This window comes from Nostoc sp. KVJ20, from assembly GCF_001712795.1.
In the GTDB taxonomy this organism is placed as follows: domain Bacteria; phylum Cyanobacteriota; class Cyanobacteriia; order Cyanobacteriales; family Nostocaceae; genus Nostoc.
Genome location: NZ_KV757661.1, coordinates 1 through 14,566, shown reverse-complemented (window position 1 = coordinate 14,566; position 14,566 = coordinate 1). Strand labels below are relative to the sequence as shown.

9 protein-coding genes and 1 pseudogene are annotated in these 14,566 nt (G+C 43.3%); 1 reads left to right on the top strand and 9 read right to left on the bottom strand.

The window, feature by feature from the left end; all coding sequences use genetic code 11:
• Window positions 1-160: 160 nt before the first annotated feature.
• From A4S05_RS25140 to A4S05_RS25110, 6 genes and pseudogenes are all read right to left on the bottom strand, one after another.
• The gene (locus tag A4S05_RS25140; protein ID WP_069072508.1) at window positions 161-1,132 is read right to left on the bottom strand and encodes a chlorophyll a/b binding light-harvesting protein; all 972 of its coding nucleotides are present in this window, start codon (window positions 1,130-1,132) and stop codon (window positions 161-163) included.
• Between the two features lie 84 nt (window positions 1,133-1,216).
• The gene (locus tag A4S05_RS25135; protein ID WP_069072507.1) at window positions 1,217-2,251 is read right to left on the bottom strand and encodes a chlorophyll a/b binding light-harvesting protein; all 1,035 of its coding nucleotides are present in this window, start codon (window positions 2,249-2,251) and stop codon (window positions 1,217-1,219) included.
• 388 nt (window positions 2,252-2,639) lie between these two features.
• On the bottom strand, window positions 2,640-3,398 hold the full coding sequence (locus A4S05_RS25130; RefSeq protein WP_069072506.1) for an alpha/beta fold hydrolase: 759 nt from the start codon (window positions 3,396-3,398) through the stop codon (window positions 2,640-2,642).
• Between the two features lie 154 nt (window positions 3,399-3,552).
• Window positions 3,553-4,065, bottom strand: a complete 513-nt coding sequence (fldA, locus tag A4S05_RS25125; protein WP_069072505.1) for a flavodoxin FldA — start codon at window positions 4,063-4,065, stop codon at window positions 3,553-3,555.
• A 93-nt stretch (window positions 4,066-4,158) separates the two neighbouring features.
• Window positions 4,159-5,730 (bottom strand): annotated as a pseudogene (locus A4S05_RS25120) (photosystem I reaction center subunit XI).
• Between the two features lie 2 nt (window positions 5,731-5,732).
• Window positions 5,733-6,755 (bottom strand): chlorophyll a/b binding light-harvesting protein, encoded by a 1,023-nt coding sequence (locus A4S05_RS25110; protein WP_069072503.1) that lies wholly within the window; start codon window positions 6,753-6,755, stop codon window positions 5,733-5,735.
• Window positions 6,756-7,152: 397 nt separating this feature from the next.
• Here A4S05_RS25110 and A4S05_RS25105 point away from each other — a divergent pair, with 397 nt between their 5' ends.
• The gene (locus A4S05_RS25105) at window positions 7,153-7,455 is read left to right on the top strand and encodes a hypothetical protein (protein WP_176727103.1); all 303 of its coding nucleotides are present in this window, start codon (window positions 7,153-7,155) and stop codon (window positions 7,453-7,455) included.
• A gap of 86 nt (window positions 7,456-7,541) precedes the next feature.
• Here A4S05_RS25105 and A4S05_RS25100 read toward each other — a convergent pair whose 3' ends face one another.
• From A4S05_RS25100 to A4S05_RS25085, 3 genes are all read right to left on the bottom strand, one after another.
• Window positions 7,542-10,070, bottom strand: a complete 2,529-nt coding sequence (locus tag A4S05_RS25100; protein ID WP_069072502.1) for a mannose-1-phosphate guanyltransferase — start codon at window positions 10,068-10,070, stop codon at window positions 7,542-7,544.
• Window positions 10,071-10,319: 249 nt separating this feature from the next.
• A complete protein-coding gene (locus A4S05_RS25095; protein ID WP_084227259.1) occupies window positions 10,320-12,317 on the bottom strand; it encodes a glycosyltransferase family 39 protein in 1,998 nt (665 codons plus the stop codon).
• Between the two features lie 332 nt (window positions 12,318-12,649).
• Window positions 12,650-13,894, bottom strand: coding sequence for a glycosyltransferase (locus A4S05_RS25085; RefSeq protein ID WP_069072500.1), 1,245 nt, complete (start codon window positions 13,892-13,894; stop codon window positions 12,650-12,652).
• Window positions 13,895-14,566: the final 672 nt, after the last annotated feature.

Below are 14,566 nucleotides of genomic sequence, written 5' to 3'. Positions count from 1 at the left end.
AGTCATCCTCATAAAATTTCTAAAAAAATGCCCGTAATCCACTGCTGTTAACCACAGGCATAAGACTTCATTTAGCTAGTGTTGAGCGAAACTTAATTAAGGTAATACCAATCATTTGTAGAGACGCGATTCATCGCGTCTTTATTCATCACGTCTCGATTCATCGCGTCTTTACTTGACGCTGCGATCGCCAAGAGTGCCAAACATAACCTAAGAAGGCCACCACACCAAGGAAAAACTGAATATCTGCCAATCCTAAACGTTCTGAACCGTAAAATTCTCTCGGAAAAACTGTCGTGTTGTATCCCACAAACGCGGTAGAAATCCAAGCCATCAAAGCCAAACCTAGCAAGCTATAAGAGAGAATTTCTTCACCATTTTCAATTGGTAAAATTCGTCTTACCCAGGTAAAAGGTTGTACAAGAATATGCCACACGCCGCCAGCAATTAAGATGAAGCCAATCCAAATGTGACCACCAATGACATCTTCTAAATTATCAACACTTGCCATCCCTAAAGGAGTCCAGCTACCATCTTTCAGACCAAATAAGTAGCCAAAAATTATTTCTGGATTTAAATTAGGATTGCTAATTAGGCGGACATTTCCGAAGTTAGTGTCATAAATTCCGCCAAAAAACATAGCCTTTAACACTAACAAAAATGCTCCCAAACCCAGAATAATTAGGTGATGACCTAAAATTAAACCCAATTGTTTGGGGTCATTCCATTCATAGTGAAATCTTGCCGTCTGTCCACCGGCATTATATAAAATTGCCGGAGCGCGAAAAACATGAAAAAGTCCACCTGCACCCAACACAGCAGAAGCAACTAAGTGCAAAATGCCAATTACAAAATAGGGATAGGTATCGACGACTTCACCTCCAGCACCTACACCCCAGCCCAAAGTTGCTAAGTGAGGTAACAAAGTCAACCCCTGTTCATACATTGGTATGCTAGGAACAAAACGTGTAATTTCAGATATTGTGATTGCTCCTACCCAAAACATAATTAAGCCTGCATGAGCAATGTGAGCGCCTAATAATTGACCAGATAAATCAATTAAACGAGCATTACCCACTAACCACGATAAATTTGTGTCTGCGGCTAAGGTTCTATCAGTTGTAATTGTCATAATTAAATACCCTTATGAGCATTTTGGATTTTGGATTTTGGATTGTCATAATCTAAAATCCAAAATCTAAAATCTAAAATTGTTTTACGATTCGCTACCTATGGCATTTATTGCCCTTTCAATTCGGCTAAAGTCAACGCCAATTGCTCGCAGGGCGTGCCACAGATGACCTTGCAAGAAGAAGAAAGCCAAGAAGAAATGAGCATTTGCTAACCATGCTCTGGAAGTATAACCACCGTTAGCTAACTTAATGCTGTCGGCAAAATAAGGGCTAACTCCAAGTTTTACTTCCAAAGTAGAGCCATAAAATTCCACGGGATAAGCTAAGGTATTCACCGCACAAAAGTAAGCTGCAACAAATCCCGCTAAAGCAATACCGCCCAATGAGTAGGAAAGGATGGCTTCACCGGAGAAAATTAAAAGCTTTTTCGCCCAAGGTAAAGGCTCTATGAGGATATGCCAAATACCGCCGCCAATGAGTAACAAACCTACATAGATATGACCGCCGACTAAATCTTCTAAGTTGTTAACACTCGCAAAGTGGGTTTGATAGCCATAAATAACCAAGGGGTTGAGGGTCGGGTCGGTGATAACTCGCACATCATGAATTGTTGAGTCGTACAATCCTCCCCAGAACATGGCTTTTCCTACCAGGAGTAAAGCACCTAATCCCAAGAAAATCAGGTGATGTCCTAAGATAAAACCAAGTTTTTTCGGGTCGTCCCATGTAAAGTGAAATTTCCGAGCGCGACCGGTAGCGTCTTTTAAGTTTTTTGGAGCTTTGAAGGTGTGGAAAAGTGCCCCTGCACCAAGCACAGCAGAAGAAATTAAGTGTAAAGCGCCGATAACGAAATAAGGGTAAGTATCGACTACTTGACCACCTGCACCCACACCAAAACCCAAGGTGGCTAAGTGGGGAAGCAAAATCAACCCCTGTTCACCCATAGGTATTTCGGGATTGTAGCGGGAGATTTCAAACCATGTAAACGCCCCAGCCCAGAGTGTTGTCAGCGCTGCTTGTGCTACATGAGCGCCGATAAATAAGCCAGAGAGATTGGCGAAGCGGGCGTTACCAGTCCACCAATCAAATTTGAGGTTGGGATTGCCGTATGTCTGCATTGTTAAGCAATTAGTAGTTGTTGCTAATAATACTCAATTAGTTGGTTCTGTTTCAGCAGTTAAATGTTGTGTGAGTGCTACCACAGTAGACTTGAAGCTTTTATCCAAGGAAAGAAAGATTATTCCAATTCACCGCAGGCGTTACCGATTGTCCTCAGATATCACTTCTTGCCATCCGCTCTGCTTATTGATAGCTAGTTACCAATTATTGAGATTACAAATTTAGTCTATTGAAAATAATTCTTATTTAGATCGGCTCTTTACAAAATGTAATCATTAAAACTGGAGAAAAAATGGGCAACGCAAGCGGAGCGACAATACTAACTATCACCGCTCGAACTACTAAGGAAATATTCTTTTTAAGCGTGGGTTATTCTGCTTTATGCCTTCATGAATAACTCGTAGAAGTGCTAAAAGACAGTGCAGAAGCTTCCAGTAGATGGGGATGGTGGTGTTGCCAAAAACTCAAAATCTGTTCGCCAACCTGTTGAGGATAGAAGTAATGAAAAAAATGATATCCTTGTGGGCATTCCCAGAGCTTATCTTCTGGCTTAAACCAATTCAACCAGTCACGCAATGCAAGTGGGTTGACTACCGGATCACTCTTGCTACCACATACCATCATTGGCATAGAAACTCCACCTTTGGGTAAATAGACTAACTTAAATAAAGAGTGTGGTGAGGGAGATTGTTCTAAATCTTTATCTAAAGCAGCGACTAACTTCTTAGCGGTATGAGGCGGTTGATTCCCAAAAAGACTACGAACGTTGCTTGCTAAGACTAGCTCACGGCTGATGCTAAAAAGTTGTCGTTGAAAGTAATAGTGAGCGTGCCAATTGTTTGCAGGTTGAGTAGCTACAGCCAGCAGAGTTAGCGATCGCACTTTTTTAGGAAATCGCCGCGCAAAGATTAAGGCGATCGCACCACCCATCCCATGTCCGACTAAATGCACGGGGCGATCGCGCCATTCTAAAAAGTCATATAGCAACTCTACAGCTTGATCTATGGAACTGGCTTCATCTTTGGTTTGCTGGTATTCCCACTGGGCGACGCTTATATACCCAGATAAATATTCAAGTAATGGTTTATCAAAACGCTGTAAAGCAGGACTGGCACTTAACCACAGAACATCAAATGAATCAGACATAAATACCTATAACTACTAAATTATCAATTTCGGCGGTTAGAAACCGCGTCTACACAAGCAAAACCCACCTCCGTGGGTTTCAAACACTCAATTTTTCCTTAGACTTTGCCTGTGTAGCCGCGAATTCTATTCGCCCTGGCTTGAAGTTGACTTTCTACAAACCAAATTCTGTCTTCAACTGAGCAACCCAAGTTTTAATTCGCTCATCTGTTAAATCAGATTGACTACCTTCATCAAGTGCCAATCCGACAAACTTGCCATTTTTCAAAGCTTTAGAATTCTCAAAGTCATATCCCTCAGTTGGCCAATAGCCAACAGTTTTACCACCCCGCTGGGAAATCTTTTCTTCCAAAATTCCCATTGCATCCTGGAAATTTTCGGCATAGCCATATTGATCGCCATCACCAAAATAAGCAACCAACTTCCCACTAAAATCTATTTCATCCAGATCAGGGAAAAAGCTTTCCCAATCGCTCTGAAGTTGACCAATATCCCAAGTGGGAGAGCCAATAATCAGCAATTCATACTCATCAAAAGTGGTAGTATCCGCCTCGTAAATGGGATGTAATGTTACAACATCACCACCAAACTCATCCCGAATTTTTTCAGCATCAGATTCAGTGTTGCCAGTTTGAGTACCGTAAAACAGACCAATTTTTTTCGACATATTTCCACCTGATATATATAGTGTGTGATTCTTCTTTGGAGACGCTGCGCGATCGTGCAAAACACCCGCTAGAGGCGAAGATACCTATTCGCTTCAGAAAAACAAACCGCTATTGGTTAACACCAAGAAAGCAAACAAAGCTCCTCCACAGCTACCTACTGTCCACCCAGCATTGAATTCACTCCAAGACTTAGCTGTTTTCATGTTTTCCGGTAGCTCCCCTTGGGCAGGTTTGCGTCCTTGGAATGATACGCTTCCGTACAGCCACAAACAAATCGATAAAATTAACAGCAAACCGATTGTGGCCAGTAACCCTGCTTGATTCGCCAATTCCGTATCCCGCAACGGGCCTAACTTGACAAATGGGCCAATCAAGAAGTAGCCGTGGGCCATGCCAATTTCCAGCCCTCGTGAAAAAGGAGACAAGCCTTGACGGTAAATAGGAAGATTCGCCAAAAACTTCAGCGTGATATCCGAAGCATTCACTGGCGTATAGAGATTCCCGATTTCCGGCATTCCCGCAGGATTAACGACTCCCTGCTGAAAATCAAGTCCAGCCGCTATGACACGCACCCTCAAAGCGTGCCAGATATGACCAGCTAAAAATACAACCGCCAGAGCAAAGTGACTAGTTGCTAGCCAAGTGCGAACCGTAATTACTCCCGATGCAGTAGTACTCAATCCCAACGGGCCATAGAAAACTGTGGGATAAACGGTATCATTGACCGTTACAAAATAAGCTGCCAACAAACCCATGTAAGCCAGAGCGCCCAGGCTATAGGATAGGTAAGCCTCACCAGACCAAAACAGTATCTTTTTCGCCCAAGCAAAAGGCTTGGTGAGAATGTGCCAAAATCCCCCGACAATACAGAGTATTCCTACCCAAATATGTCCACCGATGACATCTTCTAGATTATTAACTGCTGCCATCCCCTGTTTGCCAAAAGCACCGAAGAGATAGCCAAAGATGCGACCAGGGTTAATAGTTGGTTCAGTAATTACTCGTACAGATGCCATTGCCGGATCATAAAGACCACCCCAAAACAGCGCCTTCGCTACCAATAACCACGCCCCGAACCCCAATAACAGCAGATGAATGCCGATGATAGTGGTCATCTTGTCTTCATCTTTCCAGTCGTAGCCAAAGAAGCCAGGAAAAGAGGGGTTTTCACTTAAGACTTCCGGGCCTAAAAGGGCGTGGTAAATTCCGCCAGCACCCAGTACAGCCGAACTAATCAGATGTAAAACACCAATGACAAAATAAGGATAAGTATCAATAATTTGACCCCCGTCACCAACACCAAATCCCAAGGTTGCCAGATGAGGCAGTAAGATTCTAGCGTGGCAAAACTAACTAGAGCAAAAACTTAAACGTAGTAAATTCGTTATTATTGAAAAGTTTGGTTTACCTATTTACGCGTATTTCAATCATGAAAAATCTACTCTAGCAAGTTTTACCACTCTAGGTAAGATTAACCCCTGTTCATACATCGGTTGGGAGGGGTTGTATTTGGTAATTTCAAACAGAGTCATTGCTCCTGCCCAAAGCACAATCAACCCAGCATGGGCAACATGAGCGCCTAAAAGCCTACCCGACAGGTTAATAAACCGGGCATTACCAGCCCACCAACCCGATTCCTGGGTTGTTATCGTTGCAGTTGCCATTCTTAGATTGCCTCCCCACGAGTTGAATGGATGACTCTACCCTTTGCGAAGTCAAATCCAGCAGCACGTAGAGCGTGCCAGAGATGCCCTTGAAGAAAGAAGAAACCTAGCCAGAAGTGAGCATTCGCCAGCCAAACGCGAGAGGATAGTAAATTTCCACTTTGAAAGTAGGGAAAGCGGTCAAACCCAATACTCAGGGCTGGCCCATAAAATTCCGGTGGGTAAGCTAGGGTGTTAACCGAGACAAAATAGGCAGCAATCAAACCCATGAGAGCTAAAGCACCCAAACTGTAAGAAAGGTATGCTTCTCCTGACCAGATAAAAAGCTGCTTTGCCCAGCCAAAAGGTTGAGTCGTAATGTGCCAGATACCGCCGGCAATGCAGAGAATGCTCACCCAAATGTGACCACCAACCAAGTCTTCTAGGTTATTGACTCCAGCAATCCAGTGTTTGCCACCGCCACCAAACAAGTAGCCAAAAATTACGGCAGAGTTCCAGGTGGGACTAGAAACTACGCGCACCTCACCCACCGTAGAATCATACAAGCCGCCAAAGAACATCGCTTTGGCAACTAGTAAGCCTGCTCCCCAACCCAGCAATACTAGGTGAATACCCAGAATCGTGGTCATTTTATTCGCATCTGACCAGCGATAGCCAAAGAAGGAAAATCTCTCTTCTAAGATGGCGGGGCCACGTAGGGCATGAAAGATGCCACCAAGTCCCAAGAAGGCGGAGCTAATTAGGTGCAATACTCCAATGACGAAGTAAGGATATGTATCTAATATCTGTCCACCACTTCCAACACCCCAGCCGAGGGTTGCTAAATGAGGCAGTAGAATCAACCCCTGTTCGTACATTGGTTGCGCCCTGTTAAAGTGGGCAAGTTCAAATAGGGTTGTTGCACCAGCCCAGAGAACAATTAACCCTGCATGAGCAACGTGAGCGCCCAAAAGTCGCCCTGAGAGGTTGGTTAACCGGGCGTTCCCTGCCCACCAGGGAATCGACTCCGGTGTTTGAACAGCCATCCTTGTCATGGCGTTACCTCCTGAGAAAGTTTTCAAATCGCTGAAATAGACAATTAGCTTAATGAGTATCTATCTCAATAAGTTTAAGGATATCCTACCAGACTTATTGACAAGATTTTTCATCTATAGATAATAAAGTTTTGTGAAGAACTTCAGGAAACAAATTGAAGAAACCGCTCTACTTGTACAATGAGCAGTACAAGTTCACGCAATAAGATGAAAGTTATTTCTTTTAGCGAAGCGAGAAATAGCCTGAAGTAAGTATATTTTTTTGAAAGCACTCCATCGACTCAAACTAAGTGCCTTACGGTATCCTCACAAAATGTTCCTGATGATTACTGGTTTCAAAAAATACTTCGGTAAAGGAAGCTAGAGGAAGTAAGTTTTTTGTGCATTTATGAAATTAATTCAAATACTAAAAGTAGCTGTAATTCCTGTTTTGACTGTATTTAGCTTGGTGTCTGCATCAAACATAGCACTAGCCGACTACCTAAATAGTCAGGGTTCAGGAGGTGATTACCGTTATGAATTATGGTCTAGCGATGATAATAGCAGTTACTATTTGAAAGTTTGGCTATATGAAGCAAGTCCAACAAGTAGCCCACATACTACAACTAGAGGATTTGATTCTAGTAGGGAAGCTCTAATTTATTTCGATTGCAATTACGCCGAGAGAAGTTTACCAGAATGCCCTAAATAATAATTCGTAATTGCTAATTCGTAATTCGTAATTGAATTTTTTAATTACGAATTACGAATTACGAATTACGAATTACGAATTATGAATTAAACTTCTGCGGGTTGATATTCTTGTTGTCTTTCCACAAACGACTGAACACGGGTGCGGTAGTTTCTCACAGTTTCATCCACCCATTCGCGATCGTTGCTATTTGCATACAAATGCACCAATGGTTCACTAGCATCTGGTAAAACTAATAACCAACTGTCATCGTAGGGTTGACAAATTTTCACTCCATCGATGAGTTCTAGGTTTTGGGCTGGGTGAGTTTCGACTAAGTAACGCATCAAAGCACCCTTAGCTGTCCACGGGCAGCGGACTGTATAAGTTTTATGAATTACACGGGGCAATTCCGATCGCGCCGCTGCAAGCGATCGCTCTTGTATAGTCAACATCTCAATTATCTTGGCAATGCAGAACATGGAATCAAATCCCGGATGCAGTTGTGGGAAAATAAAACCAGTCTCTCCACTACCTCCCAATACCACATTTGGGTTTTTCTGACAAGCCTCCATTAAAGCTGTGGGGTTGGCTTTGGTGCGAATCACTCTGCCATCATGGCGACGGGCGACTTGTTCGATAGCACTGGAAGCATGAACTGGTACAACTACTGTTCCTCTGGGGTTAGCCGTCAAAATCATGTCTACCATCAGTGCAGTTAAAGTTTCTCCACGAATTGGGTAGCCTGATTCATCAACTAAAATTAGCTGTTCTCCATTAGCGGATACTTGCACACCAAAGTTAGCTTTTAATGCTTCCACTACATGACCTAACTGAGTCAGCAGTCCTTCGCGATCGGTGATTGACATCGCACTTTTATTGACACTGGCATTCAATACCACGGCATCAGCACCAAATTTATCCAACATTTGGGGTAAAACTGCCCCCGATACTGCATAAACGTAGTCAATCACCACTTTTGCGCGGCTGTTGCGGAGTGTATGAACATGCAACAATTTCTCAAAAGCAGTGCAGTACCGCTCCATGACTTGGCTAGGATAAGATACATCGCCAATTTCATGAATTAGTGCCCGCCGCATATCTTCCTTAAAGTAAGCACCTTCAATTTTCTTTTCCAGGGCTTTGGTGATATTAATGCCCTTAGCATCCATGAATTCAATCAGAATGTAGTCAGGGCGATCGGGGTGTACCCGCACATGGATACCACCAGCCACCGACATTGTGGGTATAACCGTGCGGGCGATGGGGATAGCTGTGGCATCGAGGTTTTGAATATCAATACCTACAGACATTAAACCAGCAATGAGCGATCGCGTCACCATCCGCGAGACATTACGCTGATCACGGGAAACCGTTACCTTAGAACCAGGTTTCAAGGTTGAACCGTAAGCAGATCCCAATTTCACGGCGAATTCTGGGGTGATGTCGATATTAGCTAATCCTTGGACACCACGTTGACCAAATAAATTCCGTTGGGCGGTGTTCCCCCAAATCAAGTTAATGTTTAAAACTGCCCCTGACTCAATCTTTTTACTTGGCCAAACGCGCACGCCAGGGCTAATTTGAGCCTCTTCTCCCACCGTGGAAAGCGAACCCACAACAGCAGCTTCTAATACATGGGCGCGGCGGTCTACACGAGCGCCACGGGAAATCACACAGGCGGAAAGATGTGCTTCATCACCAATAAATGCTCCATTCCACACGATGGGACGTTTGAGATTTGCATCAGCGCCAATAGTGACATTATCACCAATTACCGTTCCTGCCTCAATCTGTACTCTTGCACCGATGCGGCAGTTATCACCAATCACTGCTGGGGTTTCAATCACAGCCGTCTGGTCAATGTAAGTATTTTGACCCACCCATAGCTCATGAGAAACCTCTTTGTAGGCAAAATCGAGATTTACCTTCCGATCTAAGGCATCATACTGAGCCTCACGATAGGCGTCTAAGTGACCAACATCACACCAGTAACCTTGAGCGATGTAACCATACATTGGCTCATCTTTTGCTAGTAGTAAGGGGAATAAGTCTTTGGAAAAGTCACATTCAACGTTTGCTGGCAAATATTCCAAAACTTCTGGTTCGAGAATGTAAGTACCAGTGTTGACGGTATCAGAAAAAATTTCACTACTAGAGGGTTTTTCTAAAAATCGCCGAATCCGGGCTTCCTCATCGGTAATCACCACTCCAAATTCAATCGGGTTAGGAACCCTAGTTAAAATCAAAGTCGCTTTTGACTTATTTTGTTTGTGAAACGCGATCGCTGCGGTGAGGTCAAAATCTGTTATGCTATCACCGCTAATGACTAAAAAGGTTTCATCAAGGAGTTCAGCAATGTTTTTCACACAACCTGCTGTACCCAAAGGCTGATCTTCTTCAACGGCGTAGGTCATCTGCACGCCAAAATCGCTGCCATCTTGAAAATAATCTCGCAAGACATCAGGTAAATAATGCAATGTCGCAATAACTTCTGTAATTTGATGTCGTTTGAGGAGATTGATAATATGTTCGGCAATTGGTCGATTTAGAATCGGCACCATCGGTTTGGGGAGATCGCAAGTTAACGGGCGAAGCCGCGTCCCCGAACCGCCTGCCATCAGTACTGCACGCATAAATCCTCCTTAACTAGTTACAGCCTTCGCTGCTTCAAAATCCACGAGATATATTTTGTTCTTCTTTCTCTAGTCTCCTATGGATATTGATATTTGAGGAACTTCCATAAGATGCATCTGGATTGAAGCATGGGGTATTAGGATTAGGGGAGAGGTGACAGGTGACAGGTTATAGGGAATAATCTGTAACCTCTACCCTGTACCCTATAACCTGTACCCTATTCCCTTCTTTACTCCCCACTCCCCAGGTTATTGACAACGATAAAGTTCATATTCGTAGCCATCTACGCTTGACAAAGACTTAGTATCAGATATCACGCATGTTTTGACGGCTTCTGCTACAGGGGCGTGAAAGTTTACCAGCCACAAGTCAAAAGGTCGTGGTAACTTCTTTAAAGTATTTTCTAGAGCAATGCTGGAAAGATTTGGATCTTGGTCTTGATGGGCAAGGAGAAACAAAAAATTTTGGGGTGAATTGGCAAGTTTAATCTCCCTTGCTACCCCCATCATTTCCCCAGTGTGGATGTAAGTTTTGTGGGTAGTGGCAATCAGTACTGGCACTGGGGATACTTGTTGGATTAGTTGCACAAAAAGGTCAGGGCGATAATATTTTTGATAGCCAAGATTACAAAATACTGTAACTGCACTGACAAATCCCGTTAACCAAATTAACATCACGGCTTTTTTTCCGTTGATTCCCCATTTGCCTATGCTTTTTATGCCGTTTTTTTCGTGTTCTCTTCCCATCAATTCCTTGGGAGGATGCCAACAAACTGCGAGACTTGCCCCTAGTAAAACAACGATCGCTGGAAAGTAAACGAAGTTATATCTAGCACCTCTGGTGAGGTCGATTCCCAAAAAGTAGGTAAAGATAAAGAATAAAGCGATCGCACTTATAACTACTCCACCAAGCACCTGAATCATAATCCGGCTTTCTGGGTGCTGTAGTTGAATCTTGATCCCCCGCAGCACAATTGGTACTGCCCAAATAAAGAAAATCAGTGTCACCAGTCCAGAAGGAATCACAACCAATAGCTGTGAAGATTCAACTGGTAACAGGCAAATCATTGCCATCCATGTTCCTAAAGCTTGAAAAATTGGGCTTAACCAATCTAGTCCAACACGCGAACCTCGAATCCACTCGGTCAAATTATCACGGTTTCTATTCTCTAACAAGATTGGTATCCAAATTAAACCCGCCACCAAAGTACCTGTAGCAACGCCATAGATGCGCCGCCAGGGAGGAGAGAAGAGGAGAGAAAATTTGCTGCTAGTAGTCTGCCAACCCAAAAATGCTGGGTGAGGGCTGGGGAAAGGGGAAAGGGGAAAGGGTAAGGGATTTAAAACCTTTCCCCCTTCCCCCTTACCCTTTACCCTGCCAAGTTCACTTGGCGAACTACTAGTTTGCAATTGCAGCCAAGCAAGAAAAATCAAAACTACGACTTCTGTGCAGAGGGTGAGGGTGAAGAAATAATGAGTCGCAATACCTAAAGCATTAACTCCTACCCAGAAAAGTGCTACCCATATCGGTAAAGGTGTGCGGTTTTGAATATGACGTGTGGCAATTACTAAGCAGGTGAGGGAAGCAGTTACCCATAAGATTGCCAAAGTGTAATGACGTGCTTCTTGTGCTACAAATATGCCGTAGGGTGATACTGCGATCATGGCAGCAGTCAAGTGTCCCACTAATGGCGAACGAAAGGCTACGCTACCTAATACGTAAAAACATGGAATTGAGGCAGCGCCGATGATAGCTGGTAGCAATCGCGCCGCAAACAGCGATACCAATCCTCCGTCGCTGGGAAATAATTTCATCCACAGGTGAGCCAACACAAAATACAGTGGTGGATGACTATCTTGTGTAGCTAAGTTATGAACCACATCACCAATACTAGCCGCTGGGTTTAGTTGTAGTGGTTGCAATAGAATATCAGGTGCGATCGCTTGATCTAGAGGTACTGCTAAAAAAGTATTCCCTAAGCTAAACACCAAGGTGGAAAACTCATCAGTCCAAGGAGGCTTTGCAGTCAAGTTGGCTAGGCGCAAGCTGATACCGATGATCAACCACATCAAGTTCAGTAAGGGATGAAGCCAGAAAGAAGGGAGGCGAGTCTGCCAATTATACCAATGCTTGTGTTGTGAGCCAGAGGTTGTGTCTGTCAGAGACAGGAAATGGCTGGTAGGTATAGGTAGCAATGAGATAATTTTTTTGTAAAAATAAAATGCACCTTGGAAAAAAACTCTCATTGCCCGATCTCACACGAATTGGTTTGTAGGTTTGACACTTCAGATTTAAGTTCGTTCTAAACTATAGGACTCACATTTGATTTTTGAACAAAACTCAGTACACCTTCAATACTGCTCAGGTTTTGGATTTTTAACTCGGAATTGGGTTTTGGGTAAAGGTTAAAGGTTTTTTCTTTCCCCTTCCCCCCGCCCCTTATCCCCAGAGGGGGCCCCACCTTCCCCTTTTCCCCAAAACCCGACAAGTATTGAGTACACCTTTATTCCTTCTTCCCAGTCCCTTACCTCTATGAGTGATTCAGAAATCAAATCAGATTGCTATTCCCTGATTGTGATTATTTAACATCGGTGACACGCCAGCTAAGTTTCAAGTTAATCCAGAAATTCCAAATAGTAGCAATTGCGATCGCAATGAAGTTGGCAATATAACGGTTAGGAATAAGAAAGTTGAATACCAGATTTAATATCAGTACATTCAATACAAGTCCACCAAGGCAAATGGCGTTGAATTTCAAAAACCGCTTCAGGCGTTGATGCCATTCTTGTTGTCTGGCGCTGACATCGGCAAATGTCCAAGCATCATTCCACAAGAAATTATTTAAAATCGCAATTTCACCAGCAATAATTTTACTGCGCGTCAGTGGCCAAGCCAAGGTAGTCGGATCACTGAGCAAGTAAAGCACTCCCATATCGACAAATACACCACTAAAGCCAACTAACCCAAAGCGAAGGAATCGACCAAAGGGGAAATTGACTTTTCTACTCAATCGTCCTACCCGTCCTGTGGAAAGCCGCAACCGCACTAGGTGATGGATGTAATCTATATATTGCTTCCATGTAACCTTACTCTCACCCTCTTTGCGTTCGCAGAAGACATAGCCAACTTCGGCAACTTTGCCTACGTTTCCCCGGCCGATTACCTCTAGGAGAATTTTGTATCCGACTGGATTGAGTGTTGCATTCGCGATCGCACTCCGGCGCACCATAAAATAACCACTCATGGGGTCGGAAACTCTTCCCAGTACTCCCGGTAAGATCACCAAACCTAACAACTGAGCGCCACGAGACAATAAACGCCTAACAACACTCCAGCTACTAACACCACCTCCTTCGACATGACGGCTGGCTACTGCCAAATCTGCTCCCTGCTCAACACTACGCAACAATTGCATCAGCACCTCTGGTGGATGCTGCAAATCTCCATCAATCACCCCCAACACACTCCCCGTACCTACTTGCCACCCACGAATCACCGCTGAGGACAGTCCCCGTTCCTGTTGGCGTCGCATCACCCGCAACTGAGGGTATTCTGTCGTCAAGGATTCCGCTATTTCCCAAGTTCGGTCTGGACTATCATCATCTACCACTATTAGTTCATAGTTTCCTGGAATAGATTCATCCAGTAATTGACTCAATATCCTGACTACATTTTTGATGTTGTCACGCTCTTTATAAGTAGGAATTACTAAAGAAAGATGAATAGATTCACCACTTGTACCCACACGGCTAGGAGGCAGTTCTGAAATCTTTAATGGGCCAGTTGGTACTGTTAAAAGCGAGTTGGATGAGTTTGTCTTCATATTCCAAATTGGAGAACGAGGATATTTCAAGTCCGTAGAAAATAGAGCCAAACATCTGCTGACTTTATTTACTGAATCTAGTTACTCAAAACTTGAGCAATACTTTTGCTACAGGTAGCTGTTCTGAAAGTTTAGTAATTACCGTACTTCAATTCACAGTATTTTTTCAAAATTCATCTAAAATTTATATTTAACCACTTATTTATGACACGCAGCAGTTTTCTTTTGGATGAAGTACAAAGATACGGGTTTTGAGGCAGGAGGCATGATAGCGCAGCGGTAGCGAGTCCGCGAACGTCGGCTGGAGGTAGAAACTATTTATATCTGATGCATGAGTCCTGCATTTTGTACCTCAGTTACTTGCAAACTGTTGTATATGTGTTATTATACTTTGGCTTATATGAAATATACTGTACCATTAAGTCAACTAAGACAGCAAATATACAGTTGACTAAGCGTATTTTTATGATTTTTACTACTAGGGGTAATATTTAATGAGTATGAAGTATCCGAAGATTTGGTAATATATTTCTACATCATTATTATTTATTAAAAATTTTATTAAGCTTTGACCAATCAACGTTTAGTGATTTGAAGAAGAATTTAGAAGTCAGAATTCAGGAGTCAGAATTCAGGAGTCAGAATAAAGACGCTCGTTCGCGTAGCGTGTCG

Coding starts and splice junctions, on each gene's coding strand:
- A4S05_RS25140 (WP_069072508.1), bottom strand. CDS start 1,132: ATGACAATTACAACTGATAGAACCTTAGCCGCAGACACAAATTTATCG.
- A4S05_RS25135 (WP_069072507.1), bottom strand. CDS start 2,251: ATGCAGACATACGGCAATCCCAACCTCAAATTTGATTGGTGGACTGGT.
- A4S05_RS25130 (WP_069072506.1), bottom strand. CDS start 3,398: ATGTCTGATTCATTTGATGTTCTGTGGTTAAGTGCCAGTCCTGCTTTA.
- fldA (WP_069072505.1), bottom strand. CDS start 4,065: ATGTCGAAAAAAATTGGTCTGTTTTACGGTACTCAAACTGGCAACACT.
- A4S05_RS25110 (WP_069072503.1), bottom strand. CDS start 6,755: ATGGCTGTTCAAACACCGGAGTCGATTCCCTGGTGGGCAGGGAACGCC.
- A4S05_RS25105 (WP_176727103.1), top strand. CDS start 7,153: ATGAAATTAATTCAAATACTAAAAGTAGCTGTAATTCCTGTTTTGACT.
- A4S05_RS25100 (WP_069072502.1), bottom strand. CDS start 10,070: ATGCGTGCAGTACTGATGGCAGGCGGTTCGGGGACGCGGCTTCGCCCG.
- A4S05_RS25095 (WP_084227259.1), bottom strand. CDS start 12,317: ATGAGAGTTTTTTTCCAAGGTGCATTTTATTTTTACAAAAAAATTATC.
- A4S05_RS25085 (WP_069072500.1), bottom strand. CDS start 13,894: ATGAAGACAAACTCATCCAACTCGCTTTTAACAGTACCAACTGGCCCA.